Here is a 20239-nt window from a genome sequence, read left to right as displayed (position 1 = left end):
GGGCCTGACGGGGTGCACATGGCGGGGTGCACATGGCGGGGGCCGGACCTGTACGGGTCCGGCCCCCGCTGTCCGCCGGGACGGTGAGCCCGCGTTCGCGCCGCGTGTGCGCACCGAGGGCGGCGACGCTGAAGTGGGCGCTCTGGAAGCCGAGTCCGGGGCGACGCGGACGATGGGCGGCCCGACGGCCGGTGTCAGACCCCCGTGTCATGGTGTTCGTGGGTGTCGAACAGCGCGCCCGTCCTCCGTGCCGATCCGCAGCCGTACGGCTGTCGAAGGAGTGCCGCAGCATGCCCGAAACCGACGCCGAGCGTACTTCCCTGGCAGCCGTCGCGGCGCTCCTGGCGCCCGCCCTTGCGGCCGTCGCCGAGCAGGTGCTGCACGCGCACGACGACCCCGAGGGGTATGTCCGCCTGCACGCGGCGCGGTTGGCGGACCGGGGCATCGACGCACCCTTCCCGGCCCTGCCCTGGATAGCGCTCGTCGACGCGCTCGAAGAGCACCGGCTGCTCGCGGAGTTCGACTGGAAGGAGGCGCCGGAGGAGATCCGGAGCGGGCTGCGAGGGCTCGCCTCCCGTCCGTCCATCGATCCCTGGGTGCTGTTCGATGCCGATGAGATGCTTCTGCCGACGGCCCGGTTCCTGCGTGCCTGCGGTCGGCACTACCGCGAGATCGGTGCCGCCCTCGTCGTCCTCGACATCGACTCGGACTGCTATCCGGTGGTGTGCCTGCGCGGGGCGCGGGCCAAGGAGCTGGTGTCGCTCGCGACCCGCGCGGGCTTCACCGCGAAGGTCCTCGGCGCCCGGTGAGACGAGCCGGAACCGCACCGCACCGGGTGTGCGGCGCCCGGCCCGCCAGGGCCGCACCCAGCGCACCCGGTGGCGTCACTCGTTACGGTCGTCCGGGACTGACGGTCAGCCGCGCGGTGGTGGAGAAGGAAGCGGTCGGTCTCCTCCGGCTCCAGCTCGTCCTGGGGCCGCGCCTCGGTCCGCCCGCCCTTCTTGACGACGGGCATGGCGGTCGCGCCCACCAGGGCGTAGCCGACCTTCACGATCTCGTTCGGGAACGGTAATTCCACCGGGTTCTCGGACCAGTACGCGGCGTCCAGCTCGCCGCGCTCGGCGTCGTACGCGGAGAGGTCCAGCACGGTGTAGACGAGGCGGCGCTTGTCGTCCATGGCGAAGGCCAGGGCGGTGCCCTGGTGGCGCACCATCGTCGTGTGTTCGTATGCCCGGTCGCTGTAGATCTTCAGCACGCTTTGGTCGGTGGTCGTCATCGGTCATCCCGTCTCTGTTCGGACGCGCCCGCTCAGGGGCGCGGCTGGGCATGCGGACAGAACCAACCGGCCGCCGCAGCGCAGCAGCACGAAGCCGGTGGAAAGGGGAGCGGGGGATGTGCGGGGAACAGTCGAGCATGCCGGACGAGTCCCTGCATATCGAACAGAGGACCAATGGCTCATGTAAAACGATTGGCTGGCGTACCCGGCATGGGCGGGCGCTCCGGTCTCCGGAATGCGCCGGTGCGTCACCGCCGGACGGGGGTCACCGTCGGACGGGATGTCGGGCCCGGACGATGCGTCGGGCCCGGACGGGGTGCCCTACCGGGTGCCCCAGCCCCGGTCGGTCGTCATGCCTCGCTCAGCGCGCGGTCGGGTCCGCCCGGCCGACGTCGGGTTCCGCGGTGGCGGCGCGGGTGAGTTCATGGAACCCGGGGGTGTCCGCCAGCAGCAGGAAGCCGTCCCACAGCCGTCCCGCCGCCTCCCCGGTGGGCGCGGGGGAGACGACCGGGCCGAAGAAGCCGACCCTCTCCCCGTCCGCCCCGGTGACCGAGAGCACCGGGGTGCCGACATCAGGGCCCGACAGGGCGACGGCCCGCGCGTGCGACGCGCGGATCACCCCGTCGTACGCCGTGGAACCGGCGGCGTCGGCGAACTCCCTCGGCAACCCGGCGTCGTCGAGCGCCCCCACGAGATCCCCCCAGTCGCCCCGGAGGTGGAAGCGGGTGCCCATCGTGGTGAAGAGCTCACCGAGCGCCCGCGGACCCAGCCGCCGCTCCACCGCGGCGCACACCCGCACCGGCGCCCACATGTACTCCCCCCACTCGCCCTCGGGGTCGTCGTCCCGGTGCTCGTTGAGCACCGACAGACTCATCACCCGCCAGCGCACGGTCACCGGCCGTACCCGGGTCACCTCCACCAGCCACCGCGAGGCGATCCAGGTGTAGGGGCAGACGGGGTCGAACCAGAAGTCGGCGGTCCGCTGCGGCCCGGTCGTCCGCTCGGCTCCTCGTACGGTCGTGTCCACGGACCCACGGTACGCCGGGGTCCGGGACGCGTACCCGCAGCCGTATCGATGCCGGGCCCCCCACACCGAAGTGCGTCAGGCGGGTCGGTACGGCACCGCTACCGTCCGAGGTCGGACAGCAGCTCCCGGGCCGCTCGCGCCCCGGAGGCCATCGCGCCCTGGACCGAGCCCGTGGCCCGGTGGTCGCCGCACACATAGCGGCCCGCGCCCAGCCGGGTCGTACGGCTGAGGGGCTGCGGAGGAGGCATGGCGGGCAGCGCCTGCGGAACGGTCCGCACGGTCAGCAGGTCCCAGCCGCCGGTGTCCGTCGCGTACACCTCCGCGAGAGCCTTGCGTACCAGCGCCTCCCGGCCGGGGATGTCGGGGCCGAGCGCCGACGTCTCGACCAGGCAGTGGCCCTCGGGCGCGTACCCGGGAACGACCTCGCTGAGCACACAGGTGTTGAGGAACCGCCGCCGGGAGTCCGTCAGCAGGGTCGGCTCGGTGAGCGGCGAGGAACCGCACACATGGAAGTACGTGGTGACGACGCGGTACGGCGGCACCCCGAGACCGGGCAGCAGCGTGCCGGCCGCCGCCGGGCCCGTCGCGACGACCACGGCACGGGCGGCGATCTCACGGCCTGAGACGAGCAGGACACCGCTGTCGGTGAGCCGCTCCACGGGTGTCTCCAGCAGGACGGTGCCGGTCGGCAGCGCGTCGTCGAGCCGGGCGGGCACCGCGCCGATCCCACGCGCGGGCAGACAGAGGGTGCCGCGCAGCATGCTGCGCCAGACGAGATGGAAGAACCGGCTGGACGTCTCCAGCTCGTCCTCCAGGAAGACACCCGAGAGGAAGGGGCGGAAGAACTCCTCGACGAATCGCTCCGAGAAGCCCGCCGCCGCGAGCGCGGTCCTGGTCGTACGGTCCTCGGCGCGCTTCAGCGCCCGGACGGGCCCGAGCATGTCACGGGCCGACATCAGCCCGAGGGCCAGCACGTCACGGACCGGTGCGAGCCGCCCCGGCAGCATCCCGGCCAGTCGGCGGGGTTCCCTGGTCGGGTCGCCGAAGCGCAGCCGACCGCGTTCCGTGTGCACCAGCACACCGGGGGTGAAGGGCCGAAGGCGCAGGTCACGCAGGGGCAGCCGGGCGCGCACCTGGGGGTACGAGGTGTTCAGGACCTGGAAGCCCCGGTCGATGACGAAGCCCTCGTGACGGTCGGAACGCATCCGGCCCCCGACCCCGTCCGACCCCTCGACCACCCACACGTCGAGACCGGACCGGAGCAGGTCATGGGCGCAGACGAGCCCGGCGAGCCCCGCGCCCACGACCAGGACGTCGGGTGACCGATGCGTCGCACGCAAGGGTGCCGCCTTTCTCCCGGAGCGGCCCGGTACCCCCGTACCGGGTGCCGGGACGGTACCCACCACTCGTACAGCGCGGGACCGGGCCGCGCTACCCGGGGCGCGTCGTATCCGTGGCCACGCTGGGTGATCACCTGGGGTCAGGCAGAGGCACGCCTGCCGCGCGGCGGCGCCGGTCCGCACCCACCCGGGCACGGACCGGCGCCGACCGTGAGCCCACGGCCCTACAGCCCTGGAGCCGCCGAGCCGGTCGGATCATCCGGTCGACGGATCATCCGTTGTCCGTCGGGCCGAAGTCCCCGGCGAAGGCCGCGGCCATCCGCAGATGTCCGGCGGCCTCGGCGTCCCGCCCCTGGCGCTCCAGGGTGCGGCCGAGCATCAGCCGGGCGTAGCTCTCGACGGGGTCCCGCTCCAGCACGGCCTTCAGCTGCTCCTCGGCGCGGCCGAGCCGGGCCGAGTGGTAGTACGCACGGGCCAGCAGCAGCCGCGGGGCGACCTGCTCCGGCGCCTCGGCCACCAGACCGTCGAGGATGCGCGCCGCCGTCAGGTACTCCTTGGCGTCGAAGAACATCTGCGCGCGCTCCCAGCGCTCCGCGGCCGTCCCGAACTCGTAGTACGTGTTCACTCGAACCTCCTTCGATCGCGGCAACGGGGCGGTACACGTGAATATTCCGTGTGGGTGACGGGGCTGACGGGGCTGACGGGGCTGACGGGGCTGACGGGAGGAGGGCGCCGCGTTCGGGGTGGCGGGTTCGCGCGACCTTGATCGTGCGGTGGAGGTGAGCGGCCGGATCGGCACAATGACGCGATCACCCCCGTCGGTCACACCGGGTACGTAGAGATCCGGTCCTCGGTCACACCGGGTACGAAGAGATCCGGTCAAGGGCGGTGCCCCGGCCGCGCGGGGGCCGCCCCCCGGCCGCTTCACCGCACCCTCGGGCGCCAAGGCCCGATCGTCCAGCCCGCGTCTCACCCCAGACGCTCCCCGCCGCACGTCGCCCGCCCGTAGCTGCCCGTCGCGGTGGCCCGCTGGACATGCTCGCCGCGCACCGCGACCGTGCAGGCGGCCCGGCCGCCGCTCTCGCCGAGGACGACGGCGACGGTCGGTGACTTGCCGACGGGGAGCCGGATCGACTTCCTCCAGGGCAGGGCGGCCTCCCGGACAACCGTCGCCGCGCCCGTTCCGCCCTCCGGGCGGTAGGTGATCTCCGCCGTGCCCCGCCCGGTGACCACGTACGTCACTTCCGCCGTGGGCACGGCCCGCGCGGGACGCCGCTCCCCGGAACCGCCCCCGCCGGACGGCTCGTGGACCGCGAGTCCCGCGATGCCCGCACAGACCAGCGCCAGCGCCCCGGCGGTCACCCACATCCACCGTCGGCTCCTGGCACCCCGGCCCGCCGCCTTGTCCTGCCCCGGGTCCGCGCCCTGCCCGGCCTCCGCACCGGCCTCCGCCTCGGTCACCGTACTCGGCCCGGCACCCGCGGCCGAGCCCGCTCCGGGCTCCGTCGATTCCCCCTCTTTGCTGGCTGAAATGACCCGCACCGCCTTCCTCCGAGTGGACGGACAGCTGACCGGCAGGGTTATACACCATTCCGTGGCGGCTGTGAAAGCAGCCGGAAAAAGCGGACCAATTGGCGCCACCATGGGCTCTCTGCCGCCCTATATGTCCGCAGGGTTGACATGGTGTCAGTCGTACGGTCGATACTTTCGCTGCCGTGCCCAGGAGGGGAAACATCCCCGAACTCTCAAGCCCGGCAGGCACATGGTTCCGGCTGGACGGAAAACTCCGTTCCAGCACATTCGGCGTGCCCTTTCCGCCTTTCTGTGAAGGGTTCGGGGGCGCCGGAACGGAAGGACACCGAGGTGAGATCTCCGTACGCGAAGTACGTGTCATGCCTGGTCGCGGCAGCGATCGCGGGCACGATGCTGCCGCAGATCGCCTACGCCGAACCGAAGTCGCCGACGGGCAAGGGTGACGACAAGGGAGTCGTCGAGACCGTCAAGGGCTGGCTCTCGGGCGATGAGGACAAGAAAGGCCCCGGGCTCGCCAAACCTCCGGCAGGCGCAAAGCTGGAGATACCCAGCCGGGAGAAACTGGCCAAGGGGAAGAAGGCTCCCCCGGCCAAGCGGATCAGGGAACTGGCCGAAAGGCGTACGCCTCAGGCCCGGTTCTGGCAGCTCTCCGACGGACGGGTCGAGGCTGAATTATCGGCCAGCCCAGTCTCTTATCGGTCGGGCAAGGCATGGAAGCCAGTCGACACCACGGTAAAGGCCGTCACGGGCCAGGACTTCGCCTTCGCCAACACCGCGAACACCAGCCGTAGCTGGTTCGGTACGGACCCCCGAAGGCTGCTGCGCTTCGAGACCCCGGAGGGCCAGGCCGTCAGCCTCGGTCTCCTGGGCGCGGCCAAGGGCGTCAAGCCCACCGCCAAGGGGGACACGGTCACCTACAAGGGCCTGGCCGACGGCGCCGATGTGTCGTACCAGGTCGGCGCGGGCCGGGTGAAGGAGAACATCACCCTCGCCCGGCGGCCCGTGAACCCGGTGACGTACGTCTTCACCCTCGACGCGGGCGCCCTGCGGCCCAAGGAGCGGCCGGACGGCTCGATCGCGCTGTTCGGCGAGAACCCGGCCACCCCCGTGCTGGTGATCCCGCCCGCGTTCATGACCGACAGCAGGAAGGACCGCACCTCCCCGTACGGGAAGTCCTTCAGCCCGAAGGTCACGCAGAAGCTCACCCGCCACGGCAAGGGCTGGCGGCTCACCCTCACCCCGGACGCGGACTGGCTCGCCGCGCCCGGGCGGAAGTACCCGGTGGTCGTCGACCCGACGATCACCATCGCGCCCTCCGCGTCGGTCTCCCAGGACGTGATGGTCCGCTCGGACCAGCCCACGACCAACTTCAACGGCACCTGGGAGATGGCGGCGGGCAAGACCAGCGCCACCGGTATCGCCCGGTCCCTCATCAAGTTCCCGCTGACCGCGATACCGGCCGGCGCCAAGATCGACGCGGCCCGGCTGGGCCTGTACTACGACCAGGTCCACACCACCGGCACCACCAATGTGGACGTCGAGATCCGCCGGGCCACCGGAGCCTGGGACGAGGCGACGGCCAACTGGAACAACACCAGCGCACTGGCCGGGGAGCAGTCCTCCACCACCGTGCAGCTGGACGACGGTGACCCCGGGACGGCCGCCGTCGGTGAGTGGCCGAGGGTCGCCGGTACCGGCTCCGGCGGCGACTACTCGTACAACAAGAACGCGGCCACGGGCGAGAGCTACACCTACCGGCCGCAGGTCCACGACCCGACGGACTACCGCGTCGAGGCGTACACCACTCCGCTCGCGGACGGCGCCACCGCCGCCCCCTACACGATCAACTCGGCCGTACCCGCGCAGAACGACACGGTCGACCAGTCGACCGGCACCGCGGGCTGGCGGATGCTCGGCACCGGTCAGATCAGCTTCGCCAAGGGCAGCACCGGCTCCATCGTCCTCGGGGACACCGGCGACGCCTCCCGGCGGACCATGGCCGACGCCGTACGGCTCGTCAACCCGGGGCAGATCCGCAAGGACATCGGCGAGTACAACTCCTGGCACAACTTCGCCGTCGCCGACACCGTGCAGAAGTGGGTCAACGGCACTTCGCCGAACCACGGCTTCGTCGTCAAGGCCGTCAACGAGAGCGCCACCGCGCCGCTCGGCGGGCCCGCCTACGAGGCCGCGGACTACGACTACGGTGGTGAGACCTCCACCATCCCGCGGCTGACCGTCACCTTCGGCAAGGTCGGCACCTCGCTGCGCTCGCCGACGGTCATCCATTCCACCGGCCCCGAGCTGTCCTGGCCCGCCTACACGAACACCAGCGGTGACGCGTCCCTCGACATCGTCGAGTACCAGCTCCACCGCTCCACCCAGCAGGTGTTCACCCCGTCCTCCGCGACGCGGATCGCGCCGATCGCAAGGACGGTCACCAGGTACACCGACACCACCGCGGTACCCACCCCGGACAGCAGTCCGGAGGAGATCGGGAAGGTGTACTACTACCAGATCGCGGTCAGAACCAGGGACAACCAGGTCCTCGGCTCACCGACCCGGCTGGTCGCCATCCCCAAGGCGGGCCGCACCATGCGGCTCATCCAGGCGGGACAGACCGACACCACCCTGTCGTCCCTGAAGCCGACCACCAACCTCAACACCATCGAGCAGGGCACGGTCGGCCAGCAGTGGCTGAGCGTGGGCAACAACTCGGGGACGTACGGCAGGACCCGCGCCGTGGTCGACTTCCCCACCACCGCCATCCCGAGCACGGCGACCGTCCTCGAAAGCCGGATGTTCCTCTGGTCGACACTGACCGAACGCGGCGGCACCGCGAAAGCCCGGTACGACCTGCACGGTCTCACCCGGGAGTTCACCGACACCACCGCCACCTGGAACAACGCCAACGCCACCACCGCGTGGACCTCGCCCGGCGGTGACCACTCGGCCGCCGTCGCCGACCACGTGCCGTCCTTCGGAACCGATCTGGGCCGCCACTGGTGGGACGCCACCGGCCTCACCCAGAACTGGGTGAAGACCCCGGGCAGCAACAAGGGCGCCCTGGTCAAACTGAACAACGAGACGGCCGCCGGGGCACAGGAGCGCTCGATGTTCCTCTCCGCGGGCGCGCCCGACGCCCAACTGCGCCCGCTGCTGCGGGTGATCTATGTGGACGCCACCGCGGAGAACACCTACTACGCGCCCGGCACCCCGCACCGGATGACGACGAACACCGACTACACGGGCGCGGTCACCATCACCAACACCACGTCGACGGCGTGGGCCGCCGGTGAGCGGGAACTCTCGTACACCTGGAAGCTGCCCGACGGCAGCGACGTCACCACGCCCGCCAACCAGAAGAGAACCGCGATACCGGCGCTGCTGCCGGGCAAGTCGGCCACGGTCAACGCGGCCATCCGCTCGCCCGACATCACCACCACCGGCAACGAACGCGCCGAGCACTACATCAACTGGGACATCCGCAAGGTCTCGGACGGTACCTGGCTCTCGGCGGGCGCGGGTGGTATCCCGCCGCTCAAGCAGGACGTGGCGGTCGAGGACCTGAAGGCGCACCACCTGGGTATGGAGAAGTTCTACTCGTACACCGGGAAGAACACCGGCGCCGGCTCGACGGTCATGAACAATATCGGCGCGGGCAACAGCGTCTGGTCCTACAACGCCTTCACGAACCCGGGCCGGGGTCTGACCACCTTCGCCCGTTTCTCCTACAACTCCCAGGACACCTCGGACACCGTCCTGGGGCACGGCTGGTCCGCGCAGCTCGCCGGACCCGTCAGGCTGGGCACACCGCTCGACTTCCATCCGCGCGACAACCCCACCGAGATACGGCTGACGGACGGCGACGGCACCACGCTTCTCTTCACGAAGCAGTCCGACGGCACCTGGAAGGCACCGCCGGGCGTTCACTACCGGCTGGCCAGGAAGACCGGTGTGACCTGCACACCCGACCAGGACACCGTCTCCGACGCGTGGACGTTCACCCGGCCCGACGGCACCCGCTTCCGGTTCGGCTGCGACGGCTATCTCACCGAGACCGTCGACAACAACGGCAACACCCAGGAGTTCACCTACGAGGAGCGGGTCTCCAACAACCGGACCATCAAGTTCCTCACCTATGTCACCGACCCGGCCAACCGGCAGTCACTCACCGTCGACTACTGGGAGAAGGGCGACGCGGCCTACGAGTACATCAACGACGCGGGTGCGAAGGTCCCGGGCACCGATCTCGACAATCCCCGGATCCACGACCATGTGAAGTCCATGACGGACATCGCCGGCCGTAAGGTCTCCTTCCACTACACCACCAAGGGGCTGCTCGGCCGGATCACCGACGGTGACGGGTCCGGCCAGCCCAAGGTGTTCTCCTTCTCCTACGACACGGCCCAGAGCGACCGGAACGTCAAATTGGTCAGGGCCGAGGACCCGCGCGGCAACGGCACCGCACTCGCCTACCACGTGCCGGGCGCGGGCACCGCTGTCAAGGACAACTGGCGTACGAAGACGCTCACGGACCGGCTCCAGGGCACGACCGGCTTCACCTACGCGGTCGACACCACCGACGCCACCCGCACCGACACCACCGTCACCGACTCCGAGCAGCGCGTCTCCAGCTATCTGACGGACGGTCATGGTCGCGGCGTCCGGCACACCAACGCCAAGTCCCAGCTCACGAAGTCGACATGGGACGCCGACAACAACGTCGTCCTCCTGGAAGAGGCCAACGGAGCGAGGACGGCCTACTGCTACGACCAGAAGACCGGCTATCCGCAGTGGAAGCGGGATCCGGAGCAGAACCGGACCGGTGTCCCCTCCGCCGCCGAGTGCGCCCCGGGCGCCTATCCGGCGAACGCGTCGAAGTACGAGTACCAGACGCGGGTCGACGGCTTCTCGGCCGACCTCTTCCGTAAGACGTCACCGGAGGGCCGCGGCTGGCAGTTCGACTACGACTCCTTCGGCAATCTGACCACGGTCACCGACCCCAAGGGCGTCGCCACCCCGTCCATACCGGACGACTACACCACGAAGTACGAGTACAACGCCCACGGTCTGATGACCAAGGTGACCGACGCCAACGGCAACGTCTCCTCCAACAGCGGCTTCGGTCCGCACGGGCTCCCGGCCACCGTCACCGACGCGCTCAACAAGGCCAGGAACTTCGTCTACGACGAGCGGGGCCGCACCCGGGAGGTCACCGACGCGCTGGGCATCAGGACCACCCAGACCTATGACGTCTACGGCCGCCCGCTGGTGCACAGGGCGCCGAAGGACCAGCAGGGCGGAGTGGTGATCACCACCCTCGCACCGGTCTACGACGCGAACGACAACGTCACCACCTCGACCTCACCCACGGGCGCGGTCTCCACCGCGGTCTACGACGCCGCCGACCAGATCACCGAGGCCGCGGCTCCCCAGGACACCCCGACCGCCCCGATCCGCCGGTCCCTGTACACCTACGACAAGGTCGGCAATCTGCTCGTCACCACCGAGCCCAAGGGCGCCCTGACCACGACGGACCCGGGTGACTACCGGACCGTCAACACCTACGACGGCATCGACCAGTTGACGAGCGTCGCCAACCACGCCGGTGACACGGTCTCGTACGTCTACGACAACGTCGGCAACCTCGTCACGATGCGCGACCCGAAGAAGACCGCCACACCTGACCCCGACGACTTCACCACGAAGACGGCCTACGACCTCAACCACCGGGTCGTCGGGACGACGGACGCCGCGGGGCACACCACCTCGCAGACCTACGACAAGGACTCCCTGGTCACGTCCGCCACCGACAAGGAGAACAACACCACCCACACCGTCCATGACGAGCGCGGTGCCCGGACGGAGGTCCGCGTTCCCTACGAGGGCACCACCTACCGGACGACCAGGTTCGAGTACGACCGGGTGGGCAACAACACCAGGAAGATCAGCCCGCGCGGGGTGAACACCGCCGCGCCGGACGACTTCGCCTCGGAAACCGTCTACGACGCGCTGAACCGGCCGGTGCGCCAGTACCAGCCGTACGACCCGGCCGACCCCCGGCACAACCAGCGGATCTACACGGAGACCGTCTACGACGCCGTGGGCCGGGTGAAGCGGACCTCGCTGCCGCCGTCGGAGGGGCAGACGGTCCGCAACGACACCGACCACGAGTACTACGACAACGGCTGGGCGAAGAAGTCCACCGATCCCTGGTCCATCTCCACCTCGTACGACTACAACGAACTGGGACAGCAGACCGCCCGGACGATCACCTCGGCCAACGGCACCGCGACGCGGACCATGGGCTGGTCGTTCTTCCCGGACGGGAAGCTGAGGACCAAGACGGACGACGGAGTGCCGGTCGGCAGCGCGGTCGTCGTCGTGGACAACTCCGACACGCAGAGCACCTCCGCGACAGGCACCTGGCCGAAGGCCACCGCCACCGGCCAGCACGGCTACGACCACCAGACGCAGGCGGCGGGGACGGGCACCGAGGCGTTCACCTGGAACCTCGACGTCCCCAAGAGCGGCACGTACACCGCCTATGTGAAGTACCCGCCGGTCAGCGGGGCGGCCACGACCGCGAAGTACACCTTCACCAAGACCGACGGTACGACGGCCGACATCACCCGGAACCAGGCCACGGGTGCCGGGACCTGGGTCTCGCTCGGCTCGTTCCCGCTGACCCATGGCAACCAGGCCAAGCTCCAGCTGTTCCGCGACAGCGCGGGCACGGTCGTCGCCGACGGCGTGAAGCTGGTCCGCGACACCGCGGGTGAGACGGACGACGAGAGGCGCTCCTTCGCGTACGCCTACGACGTCAACGGCAACATGACGTCGATCGACGACACCTCGACCGGCACCAAGGTCGACGCCTACACCGTGGTCTACAACTCCCTGAACAGGGTGTCGAAGGTGACCGAGGCGCTCGCGGGCCAGGAGCGGAAGTCGACGGCGTACACGTACGACGCCAACGGCCGCCCCGTCACCGTCAGCCATCCCGACCAGCACTCCGCCTACACCTACGATCTGCGGGATCTGGTGTCGACCGTCTCGGTGGGCCGCTCCGCCGCGGACACCGCGCCGAAGCTGTCCTCGTACACCTACACGGCCCGAGGGCTCAAGCTCAAGGAGACCAAGGCCAACCAGAACACGGTCGACCGCACCTACCACCTCAACGGTTCCGTCAGCGGCCAGACCGAGAAGAAGGCCAACGGCACCCTCGTCGCCTCGCACACCTACGGCTACGACGCCAACGGCAACAAGGCGCGGGACGTGGCGAAGAAGATGAACGCCGAGGCCCACACGTCCTACCTGGAATCCACCACGGACTACACCTACGACCCGGCCGACCGGCTGACCCGTTCGACGCGGACCGGCCACGCGGCGAGCACCGACGTCTATGTGCACGACGACAACGCGAACGTCGTCAGCCAGACGGTCAAGGGCGCGTCCACGACCTTCGCCTACGACCGCAACCGGCTCGTCTCCGCCACCTCCGCGGGCAGCACCTCGGTCTACGCCTACGACCCCTTCGGCCGGCAGGGCACCGTCACCCGGGGCGGCCAGGTCGTCGAACGCAGCGTCTACGACGGCTTCGACCATGTCGTCCAGTCGCAGAAGCGGAACCAGGCCGGAACGATGGAGACCACCGCGTACTCCTTCGACCCGCTCGACCGCACGGCCTCGAAGACGGAAGGCTCCAGGACCACCGACTTCACCTACCTCGGTCTGGCCGACGAGGTGCTCAACGAGGAGGTCGCGGGAGCGCTCCGCAAGTCCTACCAGTACAGCCCCTGGGGTGAACGGCTGTCGCAGGTGAAGCACAACACCGACGGCACCACCGAGGACGGCTACTACGGCTACAACAGCCACACGGACGTGGAGATCCTCACCGACGGGAACGGCAACTCCAAGGCCACCTACGGATACACCGCCTACGGTTCCGACGACGTCCAGGACTTCACCGGAATAGACCGGCCGGACGCCGCCAACCCGGCACAGGAGGCGTACAACCCCTACCGGTACAACGCGAAGCGCTGGGACGCCTCGACGGGGACGTACGACATGGGCTTCCGTGACTACAACCCGGGTCTGAACAGGTTCACCAGCCGGGACATGTACAACGGGGCCCTGGCGGACATGAACCTGGGGTCCGACCCCTACACAGGCAGCCGCTACGCCTTCACCGGCGGCAATCCGACGACCTTCGTCGAACTCGACGGCCATGACTTCGGTTTCGACCAATTCCTGGACACCGCGAGGGACTGGGGCCGCAAGGCGGCCAAGTTCGGAACCAAGCGCACCCCCGTGGGTCTGGGGATCGAGGCCGGAAGCTGGGTCTTCGGCTACGAGAACCCGGTGGACACCGCGATCGACCGGCTCTTCGACGCGGTGACACCGAAACCCTTCTCGCCCCGTGGTCCCGGCGGCTGCGACGCCGGCTCGGGCGGCTGGCTCAATCTCGGCGAGACGGACAAGGCGAACGGCGGACGGGCCACCGGGATGGAAGCCTGCCTGACCCAGAAATATGTGGAGGACAACAAGTCCCGAGGGAGTGCACCCAAGGTCAAGGAGGTCAAGCCGCCCGGGTACGACTGGGCGAGGCGGACAGCCGCGTTCCACAATCTGAGCATGAGGACGAACATCAACGCCTGCCATCTGCTGGGGGACAAGCTCAGCGGTTCGGGCACCGACCTGAAGAACATCGCCACCTGCTCACGCGGCGCCAACACCTGGCAGGACGGCTCGACCCAGGGCTCCCAGAACATGCGCCAGTACGAGAGGGAGGTGCAGCAGGCCCTGGAGGCGGGCATGACGGTGTACTACAAGGTCACACCCCAGTACAAGGGGAGTCGGACCGTGGCGGAGTCGTTCCATATGCAGGCCATAGGAACGAACGCCAATGGAGTCACGGGGCTGATGTTCCAGGCCACCGTCACCAATGAACTCATCAACGGGAGAAACCTGGGCACATACAATGATCCCGAAACCGGTGATGCCGTGCCAGTCGGAGGGATGAAGTGACACATCTGGAGAGTCTCCGCTCGTTGCTCCCCGCACCCGAGGGGGAATCCCCCGAGGGAATCAATTGGGACCTGATCTCCGCTTCATGGGGCCTGAATTCCTCCTTCCCTTCGGATTTCCGGCAGTTCATGGAGGTCTACGGCCCCGGTGCCGTCGAGGACTTCCTGGAGATCCTGGAACCGCAGCCCTGGGACGAGCAGCAGGTCGGCGACGGTTTCTCGGCGGAGACCAAGACCGCGCGCCTCACCTGGCGGATGGAGCCCGACAGGAACTTCGACGTTCCTCCCGAGCCCCTTCTGATCGCCTGGGGAGTCGACTCCGCCGCCGATATCCTGTGCTGGGACGCATCGGCGGACAACCCGGACGAGTGGCCCGTCGTGGTCTGGGACCGCGGTACCGGGAAGTGGTCCCGATATGACGTCGGAATGGTGGAGTTCCTCCACCGGACCCTTCGGGCGGACTTCGACGAATGCCCCCTGCGGGACACTTCGCTGTGGGGACTGAGCGAGGCCGAGTTCGTGAGTGCCGCGGACGAGGACTTCTGACGGTCCGCTGAAATGCCAAGGAGGGCGGGTGCCCCGGCGCTTGTGCGCCGGGGCACCCGCTTCCGTTCCGATCGAAGTGCGCGGCGCACCGGGGAGCACCAGGTGATGTCACCGCTCGAACGCCACGCACCCGCGTATCTCGCGCGGGGGCCCGCTCAGGGTCTCCTGGCCCCGCCCGGAACGCCCGGGCCCGCGCCACCGGAGGCCGCAGGCCCCGCCGTACCGGACGTCCCTCGCGCGGCCCACGCCGTGGAGCCCCCTCCCCAGGGCCCGGCGCCCACGCGGCGCTCCCGGTCCGGGCCGCGGCGCCCGGCCGGACCCTGGCCGCCCGGGTCGAGCCGGCGGCCCAGCCGGGTCAGACCCCGGTGCGCGGCCGATCGCACCGCGCCGGGGCGGCGACCCAGCATCCGGGCCGCCGTCACCCCGTCCAGGCCCATGACCGTACGGAGCAGTACGGCCTGCGCCTGACGGCCGGGCAACAGCGCTATCAAGGAGAGGACGCGCTGCGTGGAGATGCTCTCCAGGGCCTCCCGGGCGGTGTCCTGACCGTTCGGCAGTTCGTGCATGTCCTCGTTCAGCAGCGTGGCGCGGGGTCTGCTCCGCTGGCGGCGCAGATGGTCGACCGCCCTGTTCCGCGCGATGCTGGTGGCCCAGGCGCGGAAGCCCGCCCCGTGGCCGCTGAACCGGTCCAGATCGCGCGCGATCTCCAGCCAGGCGTCGGAGGCCACGTCCTCCGCGTCCGACCCGACCAGTCCGTACAGATAGCTCAGCAGGGACGGCTGTACGAGTGCGTACGCCGCGGCGAACGCCCGCTCGTCCCCCTGTTGCGCCCTGACGATCGCTCTTCCGAGTTCCTTCTCGCCCGCGGCGGCGCCCTGCCCGCGGCTCCGTGCGCTCATCCGGTTCCCCTCCTCCGAGCGGCGCCCCCGTCCCGCCGCCGCTCCGCGTACCGGTCGCACGCGGAGCGGCGGGTGCCGTGGGCTGAAGGCCGGCCGGGTCGGTGGCCCGCATCACGAGCGGGACGTGGTGTGCCGCATGTGCCGGATGTTTCCTCCCCACCGGGGTCATCACGCAATCGCGGCGCAATCACGCCGTGACGCCAGGCAGCCTCCTTCCGCTTGGTTCTACGGGTCGGTTCCCCGGCCCGGTCCCGATGGAGAAGGTGAGTCGTGATGCGTCCGGCTGTCGATCCGGAACCCGCCGCGTCCCAGATGCGGCACTACGTGGCGGAGTTCGTCGAGCGCGTCAACGCACGGGCGCGATTACCCCTCGACTACTCGGTCGGCAGTCTGCGCGTCGTGGATCTCGTGGTGGACGGCCTCCGGAGAGGTGGTGCGGGAGGGGCGGGAGCCCGCCCGCTGGAGGCGCTCTTCGGGTTCGGCGCGTACGCGGGGGAAGTCCTGGTCCGGAAGGCCGGCGCGGTCTGGGTCGAGCTGGACCGCGACCAGCGCGAGGTGTTCGGCCAGCCGCTGGGCGTCCGGATGCCCGACGGCCGGCTCTGGAACCCGCTCGGCAAGGTTCTGAAGCGCTTCGACCACGGAGCGGAGGAATCCGTGGCCCTGCTGTACCTCCAGATCCACGGGCGCCGCCGCCGGAGCGACCCCGCGTACCTGGGCGGCGGCGAAGGGAGCCCGCGCCGGGCGTCGTAACGGCGCCGGAGCGGGGCCATGACCCCGGTTCAGCGCACGCGCCCACGCTTCTTCAGCGGCCCCGGCGGCAGCTCCGGAGCGGCCAGCGGCCCCCCGTCGTACCCCTTCACCTCACCGAAGCTGTCGCCGTTCATCCAGTCCGAGCGGGCCTGGACGATCTCCTCGTTGGTCCGTGCGACGAAGTTCCACCACATGACCAGCTCCTCGGCGAACGGCTCGCCGCCGAGGAGCATCAGGCCCGCGTCGGACCCGGCGCGCAGGGGGAGTTCCGTGCGGCCGCAGCCCAGGTACAGCATCGAGCCCGGCAGCACCGGAACGCCGTCCACGCTCGCCTCACCGGACATCGACAGGACGGCGTACTCGAAGTCCGGCTCCAGCGGGAGCCGGACATCGGCGCCCCGGGTCAGGGCGAGATCCGCGCCCACGATCGGGGTGTACACCGTGCCCGGGGAGCGGGAGCCGTCGAGGTCGCCCAGGATCACGGTCGCGGTCAGGCCCGGGGCCGTGACGGTCGGGAGGACCGAGTGATGCTCGAAGTGCGGCTCGACATGGCGGTCGCCGTCCGGCAGCGCGACCCACAGCTGCGCGCCGTGCAGGAACCGGGCGTGCGACTTCGGGGACTCCTCCGAGTGGGCGATCGCCCGGCCGGAGGTCATCAGGCCCAGCTCACGCGGCCGGATCGTCTGGAGGCTGCCGGTGCTGTCCCGGTGCAGCACCTCGCCCTCATGCAGCCAGCTCACGGTCTGGAGCCCGATGTGGGGGTGCGGGGGAACCTGCATACCCGGCTCGTCCGCGATGTCGTCGGGGCCGTAATGATCGACGAATGCCCACGCGCCGACCATGCGCCTGCCCAGGTTGGGCAGCAGACGGCGGACCTCGGTGGACTCACCGAGCTTCACACGGCGGGGGCTCAGCAGCTCGCGGACGGGCTCGGCGACGACGAAGCCCCGCCCGCCGCAGAGCGCGGGCACCGGTGCGCGGTCAAGATTGCTCATGTCGGACAACCTAGCGGAGCCGGTCGAACCGCGACCGCTGCCCCGGCCCGGCCCGGGCTTGCCGTGAGCCGTGACCGGTGGACCGGGGTGCCAGGGCGGCGGTCGTCCCCTCCCGTGTCGGGGGATCTCCCGCGCGGGGCACGAACGGATGACGGTGCGCCCGCCCACCTGCGATGCGAGCGGCGACCGGGGTGCCCGTCCGGACCGGGAGGCACCGGGCGGGAAACGCCTGCCCGGCGGCCGTGCGGTCACGGGGCTGGCGCGCCCCGCCGGGGCGGCCGGGGACGACGGGCGGAGCACCTCGTACCAGCCCGCCTTCACAGGCCACCGGTGGACGGGGGAGGATCATCCCTATGAACACCGTGGAAACATCAGGCCACTCACCGATCTACGAGCGATTGATCCAGGAACGCGGCGACGTCGTGTCCGAGTCCCGCAAGGCGGCTGAGCTCACCCAGCGCGTAGCACGCGACGCCCTGGACTGGAGCGGACTGCAACGCTCGCAGTCCGCGCGGGAGGAGCGCGCGTTCTCCCCGTTCGGCTGACGGAACGCGGCCGGGCGGTGCCGCGGACGTAAGCGCCGTACCGATCCAGGGCCCGGGGCGGGGGCCCTGGTACGGGACGGGTGACCGGCCGACCCGGGGGCGGAGGCTCCCGGACCACCGGCGGACAGCGGCGGTCGTGGACCTGCCGGGCTCGGCGGGCCCGGCGGGCTCCGCCCACGGATGGCGATGGTCCCCGGCGGACGTGCGTCCGGGTGTCCCTGGACCTGTGTTCGGCAAGCCGAAACCGTGTTCCAGGAACCCGGTCCGTTTTCCGGAAGGGCGTGCCGAGGCCGCCCCTACCGATCAGACTGCCCTCATGCCCGAAGCGCTGTGGTCGGACTCCCGGATAGGCCCGTACGTCCTGCTGGGACAACTGGGCGGCGGGGGCATGGGGGATGTGTATCTGGGTCGCTCGCGGGGCGGGCGGCTGGTCGCCGTCAAGGTCGTACGGCCGCATCTCGCGAAGGACCCGGAGTTCCGGCGCCGGTTCGCCGTCGAGGTGGCGGCGGCGCGGCAGGTCGGCGGCTTCTACACGGCGATGGTGGTCGACGCCGACACGACGGCCGACGCGCCGTGGCTGGCGACGGCGTACGTACCCGGACCGTCGTTGCAGGAGGCGGTGGACGCCCATGGGCCGTTGCCGGTCGGGACGGTGGCCGCGCTCGGCGCCGGACTCGCCGAGGGGCTCACCGCGATCCACTCCCACGGCCTGGTCCACCGCGACCTCAAGCCCGGGAACGTCATCTTCGCCGAGGACGGCCCCCGCATCATCGACTTCGGGATCGCCCGGGCCCTCGACGCGGCCACCCGCCTCACCGCGCAAGGCGTGATCGGCACCCCCGCGTTCATGTCGCCGGAACAGGTCACGGACGGTGAAGCGGGCACGGAGTCCGATGTGTTCAGCCTGGCGAGCCTGCTGGTCCACGCCGTGACCGGACGCGCCCCGTTCGGCGGCGGTACGACGTTCGCTGTCCTGCACCGCCTCATCCACGAAGAACCCGACCTGACCGATGTCCCGCCCACGCTCGCCGACCTGCTGGTGCCGTGCCTGCTCAAGGACCCGGCGCAACGGCCCACGGCGGCCCAACTGCTGGAGCGGTTCGCGGCGGCGACGGAGTCGTACACCCCCGCCGCGCGCCGCAACCCCGATCGGATCGCCACGATGATCATGGAACGGGGTGCGCTGGCCGCGACCTGGATCATGGACGAGCCGGTCGTGGACCGGGCCAGGGCGGACGAGCCGGGTGCGGGCCGGGCCGAGGTCGACGGACCGGGTGCGGGCCGGTCTCCGGTGGACGAGCCGGGACGGGACCCGGTCCCGGTGGGCGAACCCGTGGTGGACCCGGACCCGGTGGACGAGCGGTTGCGAGGGGCGCTGCTGGCCGAGGCCGCCGACGCGATGGGCGCGCTGTACGCGAGGAGGGCGAGCGCGGACCGGATCGTACCGGTGGCGCTGCCCGCGTTACCGGGGGAACTGGCGCGGGCGGACCGGGTGACGGTGGTCCGCTGGCACAGGCGGCCGGGGGACACGGTCGCGGCGGGCGAGACGCTTCTGTCCGTGACCGACGGGCGGCAGCGCGCGCGGGTCGTCTCCCCGGCGGCGGGTGAACTGCGGGAGACCGGCCCGGTGGCCGGGGGGACCGTACGGGTCGGCGACCCGGTGGCGGTGCTGAGACGGCCGAAGGCCGCCGCGTCCGCCGCCAAGGACCTCAAGAGCTCCAAGGGCCCCAAGGACCTCAGGGCGAAGGCCAAGCCGAAGCCGCAGGCCAAGGCGGCGACCAAGGCACCGGCGAAGTCCGGAGCGGCGAAGGGCCCGAAGCCCACCCAGGGGCCGCACGCGAAGCCGACCCCGAAACCCGGGCCGACGGCGCCCCCGAAGCCGACGCCCCCGTCCGCGACCACGGCCCCGCAGAGCGGCGGCGACGGGGCGGGGTGCCTCGGCTGGATCGCCCTCGTCCTGATCGCCGGGTTCGTCCTCTACTCGACGGTCCACTCGCAGGACATCTTCACGGCCGAGGCGGGCGACTGCGTCCGTATCGAGGACGGTGGCAAGGGCACCGCCTACGTCGAGCCCTGCGACTTCCCCGTTCCGTGGGACAAGACGTACAAGGTGCTGTCGGTCGACGCGCCGGGCTGTGTCGGCGGCGTGGCGCTGGGCTGGACGAGCGACGACAAGCAGGAGGCGATCAATCTGTGCCTCCAGGAGATCGACCCCTGGGGCTGAGGCCCCGGCGCGAGGCCACGCCGAACGCGGTCCCGGACGGTCCCGACCGCTCACGCCACCCGCGCGGCAAGC

Annotated in this window: 13 protein-coding genes; 6 read left to right on the top strand and 7 right to left on the bottom strand. The window is 70.5% G+C overall.

What is annotated here, in order from left to right; translation table 11 throughout:
• The first annotated feature begins 290 nt into the window (after positions 1-290).
• Positions 291-809 (top strand): DUF6630 family protein, encoded by a 519-nt coding sequence (locus AB852_RS11250; RefSeq protein ID WP_073786601.1) that lies wholly within the window; start codon positions 291-293, stop codon positions 807-809.
• On the opposite strand, the gene AB852_RS11245 is transcribed toward AB852_RS11250, so the two are convergent.
• The 5 genes from AB852_RS11245 to AB852_RS40640 all read right to left on the bottom strand — a co-directional run bounded on the left by AB852_RS11245 (position 713) and on the right by AB852_RS40640 (position 5104).
• Entirely contained in the window at positions 713-1276 is a 564-nt protein-coding gene (locus AB852_RS11245; protein WP_073786599.1) for a hypothetical protein, read from the bottom strand. The two genes, AB852_RS11250 and AB852_RS11245, sit on opposite strands and share 97 nt — an antisense overlap.
• Before the next feature lie 361 nt (positions 1277-1637).
• Entirely contained in the window at positions 1638-2303 is a 666-nt protein-coding gene (locus AB852_RS11240; RefSeq protein ID WP_073786597.1) for a mycothiol-dependent nitroreductase Rv2466c family protein, read from the bottom strand.
• 98 nt (positions 2304-2401) lie between these two features.
• Positions 2402-3643: an NAD(P)/FAD-dependent oxidoreductase gene (locus AB852_RS11235; protein WP_073786595.1), complete on the bottom strand. Its 1242-nt coding sequence runs from the start codon at positions 3641-3643 to the stop codon at positions 2402-2404.
• A gap of 271 nt (positions 3644-3914) precedes the next feature.
• Complete coding sequence (locus AB852_RS11230; RefSeq protein ID WP_073787725.1) at positions 3915-4214, bottom strand: tetratricopeptide repeat protein; 300 nt, start codon at positions 4212-4214, stop codon at positions 3915-3917.
• A gap of 398 nt (positions 4215-4612) precedes the next feature.
• Positions 4613-5104, bottom strand: coding sequence for a hypothetical protein (locus tag AB852_RS40640; RefSeq protein WP_245876716.1), 492 nt, complete (start codon positions 5102-5104; stop codon positions 4613-4615).
• A gap of 462 nt (positions 5105-5566) precedes the next feature.
• Between AB852_RS40640 and AB852_RS41320 the strand changes: the two genes are divergently transcribed.
• Positions 5567-14209: a DNRLRE domain-containing protein gene (locus tag AB852_RS41320; RefSeq protein WP_281257789.1), complete on the top strand. Its 8643-nt coding sequence runs from the start codon at positions 5567-5569 to the stop codon at positions 14207-14209.
• Positions 14206-14754, top strand: a complete 549-nt coding sequence (locus AB852_RS11210) for an SMI1/KNR4 family protein (RefSeq protein WP_073786593.1) — start codon at positions 14206-14208, stop codon at positions 14752-14754. The genes AB852_RS41320 and AB852_RS11210 overlap by 4 nt, the downstream gene beginning before the upstream one ends.
• Before the next feature lie 155 nt (positions 14755-14909).
• Here the strand turns inward: AB852_RS11210 and AB852_RS11205 are convergent, their stop codons facing one another.
• The gene (locus tag AB852_RS11205) at positions 14910-15653 is read right to left on the bottom strand and encodes an RNA polymerase sigma factor (protein ID WP_073786591.1); all 744 of its coding nucleotides are present in this window, start codon (positions 15651-15653) and stop codon (positions 14910-14912) included.
• Positions 15654-15926: 273 nt separating this feature from the next.
• Here AB852_RS11205 and AB852_RS11200 point away from each other — a divergent pair, with 273 nt between their 5' ends.
• Entirely contained in the window at positions 15927-16403 is a 477-nt protein-coding gene (locus AB852_RS11200; RefSeq protein ID WP_073786589.1) for a hypothetical protein, read from the top strand.
• A gap of 29 nt (positions 16404-16432) precedes the next feature.
• On the opposite strand, the gene AB852_RS11195 is transcribed toward AB852_RS11200, so the two are convergent.
• Positions 16433-17398 (bottom strand): pirin family protein, encoded by a 966-nt coding sequence (locus AB852_RS11195; protein ID WP_073786587.1) that lies wholly within the window; start codon positions 17396-17398, stop codon positions 16433-16435.
• 353 nt (positions 17399-17751) lie between these two features.
• Between AB852_RS11195 and AB852_RS11190 the strand changes: the two genes are divergently transcribed.
• Together AB852_RS11190 and AB852_RS38500 are read left to right on the top strand one after the other, a co-directional pair.
• Positions 17752-17943 carry a hypothetical protein gene (locus AB852_RS11190; RefSeq protein WP_073786584.1) on the top strand — a complete coding sequence of 64 codons (192 nt, stop codon included), beginning with the start codon at positions 17752-17754 and terminating at the stop codon, positions 17941-17943.
• Between the two features lie 316 nt (positions 17944-18259).
• Positions 18260-20167: a serine/threonine protein kinase gene (locus tag AB852_RS38500; protein WP_073786582.1), complete on the top strand. Its 1908-nt coding sequence runs from the start codon at positions 18260-18262 to the stop codon at positions 20165-20167.
• Positions 20168-20239: the final 72 nt, after the last annotated feature.

The organism is Streptomyces uncialis (genome assembly GCF_001905345.1).
Taxonomy (GTDB): Bacteria; Actinomycetota; Actinomycetes; order Streptomycetales; family Streptomycetaceae; genus Streptomyces; species Streptomyces uncialis.
The sequence above is the reverse complement of the archived record's forward strand: the minus strand, read 5'-3'. Positions and strand labels throughout refer to the sequence as shown.

Coding starts and splice junctions, on each gene's coding strand:
- AB852_RS11250 (WP_073786601.1), top strand. CDS start 291: ATGCCCGAAACCGACGCCGAGCGTACTTCCCTGGCAGCCGTCGCGGCG.
- AB852_RS11245 (WP_073786599.1), bottom strand. CDS start 1,276: ATGACGACCACCGACCAAAGCGTGCTGAAGATCTACAGCGACCGGGCA.
- AB852_RS11230 (WP_073787725.1), bottom strand. CDS start 4,214: ATGTTCTTCGACGCCAAGGAGTACCTGACGGCGGCGCGCATCCTCGAC.
- AB852_RS41320 (WP_281257789.1), top strand. CDS start 5,567: ATGCTGCCGCAGATCGCCTACGCCGAACCGAAGTCGCCGACGGGCAAG.
- AB852_RS11205 (WP_073786591.1), bottom strand. CDS start 15,653: ATGAGCGCACGGAGCCGCGGGCAGGGCGCCGCCGCGGGCGAGAAGGAA.
- AB852_RS11200 (WP_073786589.1), top strand. CDS start 15,927: ATGCGTCCGGCTGTCGATCCGGAACCCGCCGCGTCCCAGATGCGGCAC.
- AB852_RS11195 (WP_073786587.1), bottom strand. CDS start 17,398: ATGAGCAATCTTGACCGCGCACCGGTGCCCGCGCTCTGCGGCGGGCGG.
- AB852_RS11190 (WP_073786584.1), top strand. CDS start 17,752: ATGAACACCGTGGAAACATCAGGCCACTCACCGATCTACGAGCGATTG.
- AB852_RS38500 (WP_073786582.1), top strand. CDS start 18,260: ATGCCCGAAGCGCTGTGGTCGGACTCCCGGATAGGCCCGTACGTCCTG.